General features: G+C 73.1%; 12 protein-coding genes. 7 read left to right on the plus strand and 5 right to left on the minus strand.

Translation table 11 applies throughout. The features are described 5' to 3' along the window. Window positions 1-76 precede the first annotated feature (76 nt). The 4 genes from ACWDVG_RS20855 to ACWDVG_RS20870 form a co-directional block, all read right to left on the minus strand. Window positions 77-349 (minus strand): hypothetical protein, encoded by a 273-nt coding sequence (locus ACWDVG_RS20855; RefSeq protein ID WP_451700788.1) that lies wholly within the window; start codon window positions 347-349, stop codon window positions 77-79. A gap of 581 nt (window positions 350-930) precedes the next feature. Further along, window positions 931-1,266: an FmdB family zinc ribbon protein gene (locus ACWDVG_RS20860; RefSeq protein ID WP_451700789.1), complete on the minus strand. Its 336-nt coding sequence runs from the start codon at window positions 1,264-1,266 to the stop codon at window positions 931-933. 68 nt (window positions 1,267-1,334) lie between these two features. After that, complete coding sequence (locus tag ACWDVG_RS20865; protein WP_451700790.1) at window positions 1,335-2,624, minus strand: MFS transporter; 1,290 nt, start codon at window positions 2,622-2,624, stop codon at window positions 1,335-1,337. Window positions 2,625-2,946: 322 nt separating this feature from the next. Beyond that, on the minus strand, window positions 2,947-4,452 hold the full coding sequence (locus tag ACWDVG_RS20870; RefSeq protein ID WP_451700791.1) for a potassium/proton antiporter: 1,506 nt from the start codon (window positions 4,450-4,452) through the stop codon (window positions 2,947-2,949). A 259-nt stretch (window positions 4,453-4,711) separates the two neighbouring features. Here ACWDVG_RS20870 and ACWDVG_RS20875 point away from each other — a divergent pair, with 259 nt between their 5' ends. Continuing rightward, window positions 4,712-7,501, plus strand: a complete 2,790-nt coding sequence (locus ACWDVG_RS20875; protein ID WP_451700792.1) for a penicillin acylase family protein — start codon at window positions 4,712-4,714, stop codon at window positions 7,499-7,501. Window positions 7,502-7,557: 56 nt separating this feature from the next. Here the strand turns inward: ACWDVG_RS20875 and ACWDVG_RS20880 are convergent, their stop codons facing one another. Then, window positions 7,558-8,151 carry a 5-formyltetrahydrofolate cyclo-ligase gene (locus ACWDVG_RS20880; RefSeq protein ID WP_451700857.1) on the minus strand — a complete coding sequence of 198 codons (594 nt, stop codon included), beginning with the start codon at window positions 8,149-8,151 and terminating at the stop codon, window positions 7,558-7,560. A 117-nt stretch (window positions 8,152-8,268) separates the two neighbouring features. On the opposite strand from ACWDVG_RS20880, the gene galU reads away from it, so the two are divergent. From galU to sepX, 6 genes are all read left to right on the plus strand, one after another. Beyond that, window positions 8,269-9,180 carry a UTP--glucose-1-phosphate uridylyltransferase GalU gene (gene galU / locus ACWDVG_RS20885; RefSeq protein ID WP_451700793.1) on the plus strand — a complete coding sequence of 304 codons (912 nt, stop codon included), beginning with the start codon at window positions 8,269-8,271 and terminating at the stop codon, window positions 9,178-9,180. Window positions 9,181-9,346: 166 nt separating this feature from the next. Then, window positions 9,347-10,615 carry a molybdotransferase-like divisome protein Glp gene (gene glp, locus ACWDVG_RS20890; protein WP_451700859.1) on the plus strand — a complete coding sequence of 423 codons (1,269 nt, stop codon included), beginning with the start codon at window positions 9,347-9,349 and terminating at the stop codon, window positions 10,613-10,615. Window positions 10,616-10,672: 57 nt separating this feature from the next. After that, on the plus strand, window positions 10,673-11,158 hold the full coding sequence (gene moaC / locus ACWDVG_RS20895; protein WP_365761207.1) for a cyclic pyranopterin monophosphate synthase MoaC: 486 nt from the start codon (window positions 10,673-10,675) through the stop codon (window positions 11,156-11,158). Beyond that, complete coding sequence (locus ACWDVG_RS20900) at window positions 11,155-11,733, plus strand: MogA/MoaB family molybdenum cofactor biosynthesis protein (RefSeq protein ID WP_451700794.1); 579 nt, start codon at window positions 11,155-11,157, stop codon at window positions 11,731-11,733. Before moaC ends, ACWDVG_RS20900 begins: the two co-directional genes overlap by 4 nt. After that, on the plus strand, window positions 11,730-12,353 hold the full coding sequence (locus ACWDVG_RS20905; protein ID WP_451700795.1) for a GNAT family N-acetyltransferase: 624 nt from the start codon (window positions 11,730-11,732) through the stop codon (window positions 12,351-12,353). Before ACWDVG_RS20900 ends, ACWDVG_RS20905 begins: the two co-directional genes overlap by 4 nt. A gap of 151 nt (window positions 12,354-12,504) precedes the next feature. Next, window positions 12,505-13,614 (plus strand): divisome protein SepX/GlpR, encoded by a 1,110-nt coding sequence (gene sepX / locus ACWDVG_RS20910; protein ID WP_451700796.1) that lies wholly within the window; start codon window positions 12,505-12,507, stop codon window positions 13,612-13,614. Window positions 13,615-13,638: the final 24 nt, after the last annotated feature.

Below are 13,638 nucleotides of genomic sequence, written 5' to 3' on the forward strand. Positions count from 1 at the left end.
CCATTAGGCCGTGCACGGCGCAGGGGCGTCCAATCCGTACACACGGGACGGTGACTTGACAGTGAACCCGTGCGAATCAGCACAGGGTCACCGCCAGTTGGGAGGTGATTCCGGCACCTGCCAGCGCGGCCGCCGTCGGGCGCGGCACGGAGAGCACGACCAGGGCCCCTCCATCCGGACGAGCCTCGCCCGGACGGGGAACGTCGGCCACCCGGGCGCCCTTCGCGACGACGCGGGCGTCACCCGCCGCGCCCGTCGGTGAGGTGGTTGCGGCGATGACGTCGACCCGGTCGCCGGGGCGCAGCAGTCGAACGGTCTCGGCGTCGGCGATCCGTACCGGCGCGGACACGAGCCGTACGGGTGGGGGAGGGGGCGGGGGTGGCGCCGGCGCGGAGGCGGGTGCGGCCCTCGGCGCGGACGGTGGCGCGCCTCCGGCGGCGATGGCGAGTGCGGCGGCCGTCAGCGCGAGGAGGGCCGCCGATGTGCGGCGCCCCCGGCGCAGGGCGGCCCCGAGGGGGCCGCGCCGCGCCCCCCGGACCCTCAGCGGCCTGAAGGCCGGCACCGCGCACGGGCCGGGCACGGCGGTGGAGGGCGGGTACGGGGAGTCGGGCGGGTACGGGGAGTCGGGCGGGTACGGGGAGTCGGGCGGAAACGCGGAATCGGGCGGATAAGGAGGGGTCGTGGGGGAGGGGAAGGTCGTCATCGGGGTACCGCCCGTCCGGTCGTCGGTCGTCGTGAGGGCCGCGGCTGCTCGTTGCCGCTGTCCCCACTCTCCGGCGTCCACCCCCGTCCCCGCCGCGGCCTGTGGATCACCGGCCGCCTGTGGACAACTGGGTCCCCCTCGGGGGCGGTTTGGGGCCGGGTACACCCGGAAAACGCCGAGGGCCCCGTCGCAAGCGACGGGGCCCTCGATCGAGGTGCGCGATCGGCTCAGGCGGCCGAGGTCGAGCTGCTCGACGCGGACGTCGTCGTCGACGACGACGAGGAGGCGGTCGAGGAAGACGTCGACGCGGCCGGCTTGGCGTCCGAGGAGGACGAAGACGACGGGGTCGAGGACTTCGACGAGGCCGGGGAGCTGCTGGACGAGGAGCCGCGGCTGTCGTTCCGGTAGAAGCCGGAACCCTTGAAGACGATGCCGACGGCCGAGAACACCTTCTTCAGGCGGCCCTTGCAGCTGGGGCACTCGGTCAGCGCGTCATCGGTGAACTTCTGCACCGCCTCGAGGCCCTCGCCGCACTCGGTGCACTGGTACTGGTAGGTCGGCACGTGTCTTCCTCCTGGCACTCACACTCATCGAGTGCTAACGACGATCCATAGTGACGCATTCCGCCGGTTCAGTCCACCGTCACCGGCACGCGGTGACCGATACCACGTGCGGCGACCCGGCTCGCCTCGCGGGGCCGGAGCCGGGAGCGCAGGGCGAGGAGGGTGGCGAGGGCGAGGACGGTGCCCGCCATCGGCACCAGGAAGCCGGTGCTCGCGCCGTGGGCGTCGGCCAGGCGGCCGGCGACGGTGACGGCCGCGGCCTGGCCCAGCGCGACGGCGCCGGTGAGCCAGGTGAAGGCCTCGGTGCGGGCGGAGGTCGGGATGAGGGTCTCCACGATGGTGTAGCCGGTGATGAGGGCCGGGGCGATGCAGAGGCCGACGACCAGGCCGAGGGCGCCGAGCAGCAGCACCGAGTGGGCGGTCCAGAGCAGCGAGGCGGCGACGGTGAGGCCCGCGTACCCGAGGATCAGGCGGCGGCGGGGGCCGATCTTCCAGGCGACGGCGCCCATGGCGATGCCGGCGAGCATGTTGCCCGCGGCGAAGACGCCGTACAGCAGGCCGTTGGCGCCGGGGTTGCCGATCTCCTCGCTGAAGGCGGTGAGGGAGACCTGCATGCCGCCGAAGACCGAGCCGATGCCGAGGAAGGCGACGACGAGGACGCGCACGCCGGGGATCGCCAGGGCCGAGCGGTGCGGCTCGCCGGAGCCGAAGCCGCTGCCGTTGGCGGCGGCGGCCGCGCCGTACGCGGGCTGGGTGGCGCGCTGCGCGGCGAAGAACAGGCCGCCGACGAGGGTGAGGGCGGCCTCGGCGATCAGGCCGGCGGCCGGGTGGACGCCGGTGCACAGGGCGGTGGCGAGGACCGGTCCGACGACGAAGGTGAACTCGTCCGTCACCGATTCGAAGGCGGCGGACGTCTGCATCAGCGGGGTGCCGTCGAGCTTGGCGGCCCACCGGGCCCGGACCATCGGTCCGACCTGGGGCACGGAGGCGCCGGCGGGCACGGCGGCCAGGAACAGCGCCCACAGCGGGGCGCCGCCGAGGGCGAGGGCCACGAGCAGCGAGACGGAGGCGGTGTGGACGAGGACGCCGGGGACCAGGACGGCGCGCTGGCCGAAGCGGTCGGCGAGCTTGCCGCTCTGCGGGGCGAACAGCGCCATGGAGACGCCGGTGACGGCGGCGACGGCGCCGGCGCTGCCGTACGAGCCGGTGGTGTGCTGGACGAGCAGGACGATGCCGATGGTCAGCATCGCGAAGGGCTGCCGGGCGGCGAAGCCCGGGAGCAGGAACGAGAGCGCGCCGGGAGTGCGCAGCAGCTGCCCGTAGCCGGGCCGCTTCTCGGAGACGACCGTGGACGCCACGGTCCTTGCCTTTCTGCCGCCTGGTAGCGCGTCCCGTGCACGGTGGTGCGGGTGTCGCCGAGAGCTGTCCTCATGCGCGGAACTGCGGTAGATACCGGGCGTGCCCCCACTGCGGAGGGGCGCCTCGGCCGCCATACGGTCGCGCCAGCTCTGCGTCAGGCAGAGTTGGTTCGATCAGGTGTGCCTTCATGGTACAGGGAGGAGCGGTCTCCCGCCTGGGAAAACGCTCCCGCCCCTGAATCAATGCCTGCGATCACTCGCACATTGATGCCCGAGTCACTCGTACATTGATGCCCTGAGTCACTCGTACCCCGCTGGGGTCTCACTTGGCCTTGGGTCGAGGGAGGTGGAAGCGGGTGGGGGTGGTGGCCACCACCTCGGCCCCGTTCCCGGTGCCGAGCCAGCCGGCGAGCTTGCCGCCCTGGCCGACCGCCCGCAGCCGTCGTTCGGTGGCGTCCCGCACGGGGTCGGTCGCGACGACGAGGAGTTCGTCGCCGTGGCGCAGGACGGTCGCGGGGCCGGGGACGAAGCTGGCCCCTTCCCGTACGACGAGGGTGACGGCGGCCCCGGCCGGGAGGCGCAGTTCGGCGACCTCCACGCCGTGCATGCGGGAGCCGTCGGGGATGGCGACGGACAGCAGGTGGCCGCTGAGCCGTTCCAGGGGGGCGGACTCGACGCCGAGGTCGGCGGCCTCGGCGGAGTCGCCGAGCTTGAGGGCCTTCGCCAGCCACGGCAGCGTCGGGCCCTGGATGAGGGTGTAGACGACGACGAGGACGAAGACGATGTTGAAGACGCGTTCGCTGCCGTCGATCCCGGAGACCATGGGGATGGTCGCGAGGATGATGGGGACGGCTCCGCGCAGGCCGGCCCAGGACATGAGGGCCTGCTCCTGCCAGGGGATGCGGAACGGCAGGAGGCTGACCAGGATCTCCATGGGCCGGGCGACGACGGTCAGGACGAGGCCGATGACGACGGCGGGCCAGAAGTCGTGGATGAGCTCGTGCGGGGTGACGAGCAGGCCGAGCAGGACGAACATGCCGATCTGGGCGATCCAGCCGAGCCCCTCCGCGAAGCCGCGGTTGGCGGGGGCGTGCGGCAGCTTGGCGTTGCCGAGGACCATCGAGGCCAGGTAGACGGCGAGGAAGCCGGAGCCGTGGGCGAGGGCGCCCGCGGCGTACGCGGTGACGGCGATGGCCATGACGGCGATCGGGTACAGGCCGGAGGCGGGCAGGGCGACGTGCCGGAGCCCGTAGGAGCCGAGGAAGCCGACGGCGAGGCCGACGGCGACGCCGATGGCGAGTTCGAGGGCGATGGTGCCGACGAGGACGTACCAGTCGTCGACGGGTCCGACGGTGGAGAACGCGACGACGAGGATGACGACGGGGGCGTCGTTGAAGCCGGACTCCGCCTCCAGGACGCCGGTGACCCGCGAGGGGAGGGGCACCTTGCGCAGGACGGAGAAGACGGCCGCGGCGTCGGTGGAGGAGACGACGGCGCCGATGATGAGGGCCTGCCGCCACTCCAGGCCGACGAGGTAGTGGGCGCCGGCGGCGGTGATGCCGACACTGACGGCGACGCCGACGGTGGAGAGGACGACCGCGGCGGGCAGCGCCGGTTTGATCTCCTTCCACTTCGTGCCGAGTCCGCCCTCGGCGAGGATGACGACGAGGGCCGCGTAGCCGATGACCTGGGTGAGTTCGGCGTTGTCGAAGGCGACGTTGCCGATGCCGTCCTGCCCTATCGCGACTCCGATGCCCAGGTAGAGCAGCAGGCTGGGGAGTCCGCTCCGTGAGGAGATCCGTACGGCCGCGACGGCGATGAGCAGCACGAGGGAGCAGATGAGCAGGAGTTCGTTGAGCTGGTGGACAGTCAGTGGCCGTTCCTTCCCCTCGCATGCAGCCGGATCGTTCCTCCAGCGGCCGGTACTTCGTTACCTTACCTAATCTTTAACGTTTTCTTGACGCCTTCTTTGCACCTCGTCGCTCATCAGTACGGTTCTGTACCGGACACCGCGTCCGGGCCGCCCGGACGCTGCGCCTAAGGTGGCTCCCGTACTCCAGGACCACCCTGCCCCTCGAAGGACAGCGATGCCCTCCAACACGACCGCGCCCCCCGCCAAGAAGAAAGGGCGGCGCGCCCGTCTGCTCCTCCTCGTCCTGGTCCTTGCGCTGGTCGCGGGCGTCGGGTTCGGCGGGTACTGGGGAGTGAGCACCGTCCGGGCCTCGTTCCCGCAGACGACGGGCGAGATCCGGCTGGACTCCCTCTCCGGCACCGTCGAGGTCAAGCGGGACGCCCGCGGCGTCCCGCAGATCTACGCCGACAACGAGACGGACCTGTTCCGCGCCCAGGGGTACGTCCAGGCGCAGGACCGCTTCTACGAGATGGACGTGCGCCGGCACGTGACGGCCGGGCGGCTGTCCGAGATGTTCGGCGAGAGCCAGGTCGACACGGACGCCTTCCTGCGCACCCTCGGCTGGCGGCAGGTCGCGCAGCAGGAGTACGACGAGGTCCTGTCGCCGGAGACGAAGAAGTATCTCCAGGCGTACGCGGAGGGCGTCAACGCCTATCTCAAGGACCGGGACCCGGCGGACGTCTCCGTCGAGTACGCGGCCCTGGCGTTCACCAACGACTACGCCATCGAGCCGTGGACCCCGGTCGACTCGGTGGCCTGGCTCAAGGCGATGGCCTGGGACCTGCGCGGCAACATGCAGGACGAGATCGACCGCTCGCTGCTGACCAGCCGCCTGACCCCGGCGCAGATCAAGCAGCTGTACCCGGCGTACCCGTACGCGCTGCACCAGCCGATCGTCGACGGCGGCGCGATCGACGAGTCCACGGAGGCGTTCGACCCGAAGGCCGAGGCGGGCGAGGGGGACGGCGCGACGACCGGCGACACCCCGGGCGGCGGCTCCGACGGCTCGTCCGGTTCCTCGGAGGGCTCCTCCGGCTCGTCCGACGGCTCGTCCTCCGACGGATCCGGTGTCGCCTCCCAGCTGGGCGCGCTCTCCGAGGTCCTCGACACCGTCCCGGCGCTCCTCGGCCCGAACGGCAACGGCATCGGCTCCAACTCGTGGGTCGTCTCCGGGCGGTACACGACCTCCGGGAAGCCGCTGCTCGCCAACGACCCGCACCTCGCGCCGCAGCTGCCCTCGCTCTGGTACCAGATGGGCCTGCACTGCCGCTCCGTCTCGGCGACCTGCCGGTACGACGTCGCCGGCTACACCTTCTCCGGCATGCCCGGCGTGATCATCGGCCACAACGACTCCATCGCCTGGGGCCTCACCAACCTCGGCGCCGACGTCACCGACCTCTACCTGGAGAAGATCGGCCCCGAGGGCTACCTCGTCGACGGCAGGACCAAGCCCTTCACCTCCCGCGAGGAGACCATCAAGATCGCGGGCGGCGGCTCCCGGAAGATCACGGTGCGCGCCACCGACCACGGCCCGCTCGTCTCCGACCGCTCCGCCGAGCTGGAGGAGGTCGGCCGGCAGGCCCCCGTCGGCAACTCCGCCCCCGACCGCGCCACCGGCTACGGCGTCTCCCTCCAGTGGACCGCCCTCCAGCCCGGCCGGTCCATGGACGCGATCTTCGCGCTCAACCGCGCCAAGGACTTCACCCAGTTCCGGGCCGCCGCGAAGAACTTCGAGGTGCCGTCCCAGAACCTGGTCTACGCCGACACCCAGGGCAACATCGGCTACCAGTCCCCGGGCAAGATCCCGCAGCGCACCAAGGGCGACGGCACCGTCCCCGCGCCCGGCTGGGACTCCACGTACCGGTGGAAGGGCTACATCCCCTTCGAGAAGCTGCCGTACGAGTACAACCCGGAGCGCGGCTACGTCGTCACCGCCAACCAGGCCGTGATCGACGCCAGGACGTACCCCGAGCTCCTCACCGAGGACTGGGGCTACGGATCGCGCAGCCAGCGGATCAACGACCTCATCGAGTCGAAGATCAAGGACGGCGGCAAGATCTCGCCGGACGACATGCGGACCATGCAGACCGACAACCGCAGCGAGATCGCGACCCTGCTCAACCCGCTCCTGCTGAAGATCGACATCGCCGATCCGCACGTCCGGGAGGCGCAGAAGCTCCTGGAGGGCTGGGACTACACGCAGGAGCCGGACTCGGCGGCCGCCGCGTACTTCAACGCGGTCTGGCGCAACGTCCTCAAGCTGGCCTTCGGCAACAAGCTGCCCAAGGAGGTGCGCGCCGAGGGCGACTGCATCAACGTCCGCCCGGCCGACGCCACCGGCCCCGTCGACGAGCAGAACGAGCTCGTCCGCGAGTGCGGCGAGCGCGACGCCGACTCGGCGCAGCCGGACGGCGGCGACCGCTGGTACGAGGTGGTCCGCCCGCTCCTGAAGCAGGAGAAGAACGAGTGGTGGACGACCCCGGGCAACCGCACCGACACGGCCACCGAGACGCGTGACCAGCTGCTCGCGCGCGCCATGAAGGACGCCCGCTGGGAGCTGACCGCCAAGCTGGGCAAGGACGTGTCGACGTGGAGCTGGGGCCGGCTGCACCAGCTGACCCTGAAGAACCAGACCCTCGGCACCGCCGGGCCGGGCTTCGTGCAGCAGCTCCTCAACCGCGGCCCGTGGAACCTGGGCGGCGGCGAGGCGGCGGTCGACGCGACCGGCTGGAACGCGGCGGGCGGCTACGAGGTGATCTGGGTGCCGTCGATGCGCATGGTCGTGAACGTCGGCGACTGGGACAGGTCCCGGTGGATCAACCTCTCCGGCGCCTCCGGGCACGCCTTCCACTCGAACTACACGGACCAGACGGACGCGTGGGCCGAGGGCGAGCTGTACGACTGGGCGTTCGGGAAGGCGGCGGTCGACGCCGCCACGCAGGACACGCTCACGCTGAAGCCCTGACCCGACCGGTCGGGTCAGGTCGGTCCGGGTCGGACCGGTCGGGTCGCGGCCGGGGATCAGCGGCGGAAGCGGGTCACCCCGTCCGGGGTGACCACCGCGTGCACGGGGTGGTCGTGGGGTTCCTCCGGGACCCGCGCGACCACCTCGTCCGCGTAGAGGAGCACCACCAGGGCCGGGTCGGCGCCCGCCCGCGCGAGCCGGGCGAGGACCCGGTCGTACGAGCCGCCGCCCCGCCCGAGCCGCATGCCGCGCCCGTCGACGGCGAGGCCCGGCAGCAGCACGGCGTCCGCGCCGACGACCGCGTCGGGCCCGAGCCGCGTCCCGGTGGGTTCGAGCAGCCCCCGGCCGGCCTTCGCCAGGCACCCGGGCCCCTCGTACGCGGCCCAGTCCAGGTCGTTGTCGGGGAGCAGGACCGGCAGCAGGACCCGAACCCCGCGCGCGTGGAGCGCGTCGAGGAGGGCGCGCGTGCCCGGTTCGCGGCCCACGGAGACGTACGCGGCGACGGTGGACGCCTCGGCGAGCTCGGCCAGTCCGAGGCCGCGGCGGGCGAGCGCGGCGGCCGTGGCGGCGAGCGCCTCGGGGGCCAGGGCGGCGCGCGCGTCGAGAAGTCGACGGCGCAGATCGGTTTTTTCGGTGATCTCTGGGTGCATCTCGGGGGTCATCGGGGCCTCATGGGAAGTGTGCGAACCTCACGTAACTGTCTTTATGCGGAGGAAGTTAATCCAATCCACACCTTCCTCTCATTGCCAACGACTAAGGTGCACCGCATGACTCAGTCGCTCCACAGCCTCGGCCGGATCAGCAAGGCTGTCATTCCGGCCGCCGGTCTGGGCACCCGCTTCCTTCCCGCCACCAAGGCGACCCCGAAGGAGATGCTGCCGGTCGTCGACAAGCCGGCGATCCAGTACGTCGTCGAGGAGGCCGTCGCGGCGGGGCTCACCGACGTCCTGATGATCACCGGACGCAACAAGCGGCCCCTCGAGGACCACTTCGACCGGAACTACGAGCTGGAGGAGGCGCTCAGCCGCAAGGGGGACGACGAGCGCCTCTCCAAGGTCCGGGAGTCGAACGACCTCGCCACCATGCACTACGTCCGCCAGGGCGCCCCGCGCGGCCTCGGCCACGCGGTGCTGTGCGCGGCCCCGCACGTCGGCCGCGAGCCGTTCGCGGTGCTCCTCGGCGACGACCTGATCGACCCGCGCGACCCGCTGCTCGCCCGCATGGTGGAGGTGCAGGAGCGCGAGGGCGGCAGCGTGATCGCGCTGATGGAGGTCGAGCCCTCGCAGATCCATCTGTACGGCTGCGCCGCGGTCGAGGCGACCGTCGACGCGGACGTGGTGCGCGTGACGGACCTGGTCGAGAAGCCGGAGCCGGCGGAGGCGCCCAGCAACTACGCGGTCATCGGCCGTTACGTGCTCGACCCGGCGGTCTTCGACACGCTGCGGGAGACCGAGCCGGGGCGCGGCGGAGAGATCCAGCTGACCGACGCGCTGCAGAAGCTCGCGGCCGACGAGAAGATCGGCGGCCCGGTCCACGGCGTCGTGTTCAAGGGGCGCCGCTATGACACCGGTGACCGCGGCGACTATCTGCGTGCCATTGTCAGACTCGCGTGCGAACGTGAAGATCTGGGACCGGACTTCCGGGCCTGGCTCCGGAGATACGTCAGCGAGGAGATGTAGGACCTTGAGCAGCAGCGCGGCAGCGTCCCCCGACGACCACGGCCCCGAGGGGCAGGGCCGGCACCAGGGCCACGGCTCCCACGGGCACGAGGGGCACGGTCACGAGGGGCACGACCACGGCCACGGGCACGGCGCGGCGGACCCGTGTGCGGGCCCGGACCGCGGCCTGTGGTCCGTGGACGAGCACCTGGCGGACATCCTCGCGGCGGTCGCCCCCCTCGAACCCATCGAGCTCCAGCTGCTCGACGCCCAGGGCTGCGTCCTCGTCGAGGACGTGACGGTGCCGGTCGCGCTGCCGCCGTTCGACAACAGCTCCATGGACGGGTACGCGGTCCGCGTCGCCGATGTCGCCGGAGCCACCGAGGAGTTCCCCGCCGTCCTCACCGTCGTCGGGGACGTCGCCGCGGGCGCGGGCGGCCTGCCCACCGTCGGCCCCGGCCAGGCCGCGCGGATCATGACCGGCGCACCGCTGCCGCCCGGCGCCGAGGCCGTCGTCCCCGTCGAGTGGACCGACGGGGGCACCGGTGGCGGCGCGGCCGCCGGGATGCGCGCCGCGAGCACCGCCCCCGAGGGCGCCGGGGGCGAGGTCCGGGTCCACCGCGAGGCCGCGGCAGGCGCCCACGTCCGCAGGGCCGGCAGCGACGTGCGGGCCGGGGAGCCCGCCCTCGCGGCCGGCACGGTCCTCGGGCCGCCGCAGATCGGGCTGCTCGCCGCCATCGGCCGCGGCACCGTCCGGGTCAGGCCCCGCCCCCGGGTCGTCGTCATCTCCACCGGCAGCGAACTCGTCCAGCCCGGCGAGAAGCTCGGCGAGGGCCAGATCCACGACTCCAACAGCTTCGCCCTCGCCGCGGCCGCCCGGGACGCGGGCGCCCTCGCGTACCGGGTCGGCGCCGTCGCCGACGACGCCGAGACGCTGCGGGCCACCATCGAGGACCAGCTGATCAGGGCCGACCTGATCGTGACGACCGGCGGCGTCAGCGTCGGGGCGTACGACGTCGTGAAGGAGGCGCTCACCGCCGACGGCGAGGTCGACTTCCGCAAGCTGGCCATGCAGCCGGGCAAGCCGCAGGGCTTCGGCGCGATCGGCCCCGAGCAGACCCCGCTGCTCGCGCTGCCGGGCAACCCCGTCTCCTCGTACGTGTCGTTCGAGCTGTTCGTGCGGCCCGCGATCCGCGCCCTCGCGGGCCTCCCGGACCCGCACCGGCCGACGGTCCGGGCGGTCCTCGACGCCGACGCGCCCCTGTCGTCCCCTGCGGGACGCCGCCAGTTCCTCCGGGGGACGTACGACGCCGGGGCGGGCACCGTCACCCCCGTGGGCGGCGCGGGCTCCCACCTCGTCGCGGCGCTCGCGCACGCGGACTGCCTGCTCGTCGTCCCCGAGGAGACGGAGACCGTCGAACCGGGCGCGTATCTCGACGTGGTCCTCCTCGGCTGAGGAGGCCCCGGCGGAGGTACGGTGTCGTCCCACACAGCGACCGGGAGTGTCACGGCCATGAGCACGCAGCAAGGACTCACCCACATCGACGAGGCGGGTGCGGCCCGCATGGTCGACGTCTCCGCGAAGGACGTCACGGCCCGCACCGCGCGGGCCAGCGGGCGGGTCCTCGTCTCGCCCCGCGTGATCGAGCTGCTGCGCGGCGAGGGAGTCCCGAAGGGCGACGCGCTCGCCACCGCCCGCATCGCCGGGATCATGGGCGCGAAGAAGACCCCGGACCTCATCCCGCTCTGCCACCCGCTGGCCGTCTCCGGCGTCACCCTCGACCTCGCCGTCGCCGACGACGCCGTCGAGATCCTGGCGACGGTGAAGACCACCGACCGCACCGGCGTCGAGATGGAGGCCCTGACGGCGGTCTCCGTCGCGGCCCTCACCGTCGTCGACATGGTGAAGGCCGTCGACAAGGGCGCCGTCATCTCCGACGTGCGCGTCGAGGAGAAGACCGGCGGCAAGTCCGGCCACTGGACGCGGAGCGAGGCGTGACGCGCGCGGGCCGGGTCACCGGGGCGCACGAGCACGACGGGCCCGCGCCGGAGCCCGCCGAGACCCCCGCCGACGCCTACCGCGCCCTCGTCGTCACCGCCTCCAACCGCGCCTCCGCCGGGGTCTACGAGGACAAGGGCGGCCCGATCGTCGCCGAGGCCCTGCGCGGTCTGCGCTTCGCCGTGGACGGCCCGCAGGTCGTCCCGGACGGCGCGCCCGTCGAGGCCGCCCTCCGGGCCGGCGTCGCCGCCGCGTACGACGTGATCGTCACCACCGGCGGCACCGGCATCTCGCCCACCGACGCGACGCCCGAGGCGACCCGCCGGGTCCTGGAGCGGGAGATCCCCGGCATCCCGGAGGCGATCCGCGCGTACGGCCGGGAGAAGGTCCCCACGGCGGCGCTCTCCCGCGGCCTGGCCGGGGTCGCCGGCAGCACCCTCATCGTGAACCTGCCCGGTTCGACCGGCGGCGTACGCGACGGGCTCGCCGTCCTCGCACCGCTGCTGCGCCACGCCGTCGACCAGATCCGCGGCGGCGACCACCCGAGACCCGCGGAAGCGGGCCCGGCGTCATGATCCCGTCCTGGCCGGCGGTCCTCGTCGACGGCGACGTCCTGCTGCGCCCGATAAGGATGCGGGACCACAAGGCCTGGCGCGAGGTCAACCGCCGCAACCGCGAGTGGCTGCGGCCCTGGGAGGCGACCGTGCCGCCGCCCGCGCCGGGCGCCCCGCCCGCGCAGCGGCCGACGTACCGCCAGATGGTCCGCCACCTGCGGTCCGAGGCGAACGCGGGCCGCATGCTGCCGTTCGTCATCGAGTACCAGGGCCGCCTCGTCGGCCAGTTGACCGTCGCCGGAATCACCTGGGGCTCCATGTGCTCCGGGCACGTGGGCTACTGGGTGGACGGCGAGGTCGCCGGGCGCGGGGTCATGCCGACGGCGGTCGCGCTCGCCGTCGACCACTGCTTCCGCACGGTCGGACTGCACCGGGTGGAGGTCTGCATCCGCCCCGAGAACGGGCCCTCGCGGCGCGTCGTGGAGAAGCTCCGCTTCCGCGAGGAGGGGCTGCGCCCCCGCTACCTCCACATCGACGGCGCCTGGCGCGACCACCTCGTCTTCGCGCTGACGGCCGAGGAGGTGCCGGACGGACTGCTGCGGCGCTGGCACCTGGCACGCCGTCAACACCCCGCCCAATGAAGCGAATAAAATAAATGTTCGAATTCCAGCGGGGCTTGAGCGTCAATCGATCGGAACAATCACAAAAAAGTTCAGTGATATCAGCCAGATCGTGCGACACACCGGGCCAATTGGCCGATGGCCGTCACAGAACCCCTCTACCGTGTGAGGCGTGAGCAGCAGCGGCCTCATCTACGCAGTCATCGTCGGGGCCTGGGCCGCCTACTTGGTGCCGATGTGGCTCCGCAGGCAGGACGAGCTGAACGAAGCCCGTCCGACGGAACGCTTCAGCACCGCCATCCGGCTGCTTTCCGGACGGGCGGGCATGGAGCGCCGGTACGCCAAGGAGCTGCGCGAGCGGGACCGTACGGCGGACGGAGCGGTGCCCGACGTGGACCCGGACGCGGAGACCGAGCATCTGAGCTCGGTCGACGTCCGGGCCTTCTCCGCGCCCGCGGCCAGGACCGAAGCGCGCCTCGAACTCCCGCGGCCGGAACCCGAACCCGGGCCCGGACCGGGCGCCGGCCCCGCGCCGGCGCGCGAGCCCGCGCGGGAAGCCGCCCGCGAGAGCGCCCCGGCGCCCGCCCGGCAGCCCGCGGGCGGCGGCGCCGCCGAACGCGCCCGCCGCGGCAAGGTCCTCGCCCGCCGCCGGCGTACCACCACGATCCTCTTCGTCGCCTTCACCCTCGGCGCCGTCGTCGCCGCCGTCGGCGGCATCGCCTTCCTGTGGGCGCCGGCCGTCCCCGCGGTGCTCCTCAGCGCGTACATCGTCCACCTGCGCGCCCAGGAGCGGCGCCGCTTCGTGTACGTCATGGACCGGCGCCGCGCCGAGGACGCCGCCGCCCGCCTCCGCGAGAGCCGCCGCCCCGCCCCGGCGCCCGCGCCCGAGCCGGAGGCGGCCCCCGCCCCCGCGGTCTCCCCGCAGGAGGCCGACCGGCGCGCCCTCGTCGAGCAGACCGACCACGCCGAGTGGGTGGACCAGCAGCGCGAGCGCGGCCCGGCCCGCGGCGACAGCTGGGACCCGGTGCCGGTGCCGCTCCCCACGTACGTCACCGCCCCGGTCGCCCCGCGCGCCACCGGTGGCATCGACATCACGGACCCGGAGACCTGGAGCGCCGCCCGCTCCTCCACGGCGGCGGACCCGGCGCCCGCCCCGGCCCCCGCGCCCGAGGCGTCCCCGCGCCGCCGCCCGTCCCCGCCCCGCAAGGGCCGCGACCACGGCCGCACCCCGCTCTTCGACCAGTACGCGGAGGAGGACCGCCCCCGGGCGGCCAACGAATGACCCCTCGGCTGACCAGCGGCGGAA

Source organism: Streptomyces sp. NPDC003327, from assembly GCF_053589515.1.

Bases quoted from the DNA above. Each gene is read 5' to 3' on its own strand.
- ACWDVG_RS20875 (WP_451700792.1), top strand. From the start codon at position 4,712: ATGCCCTCCAACACGACCGCGCCCCCCGCCAAGAAGAAAGGGCGGCGC.
- ACWDVG_RS20880 (WP_451700857.1), bottom strand. From the start codon at position 8,151: ATGCACCCAGAGATCACCGAAAAAACCGATCTGCGCCGTCGACTTCTC.
- galU (WP_451700793.1), top strand. From the start codon at position 8,269: ATGACTCAGTCGCTCCACAGCCTCGGCCGGATCAGCAAGGCTGTCATT.
- moaC (WP_365761207.1), top strand. From the start codon at position 10,673: ATGAGCACGCAGCAAGGACTCACCCACATCGACGAGGCGGGTGCGGCC.
- ACWDVG_RS20905 (WP_451700795.1), top strand. From the start codon at position 11,730: ATGATCCCGTCCTGGCCGGCGGTCCTCGTCGACGGCGACGTCCTGCTG.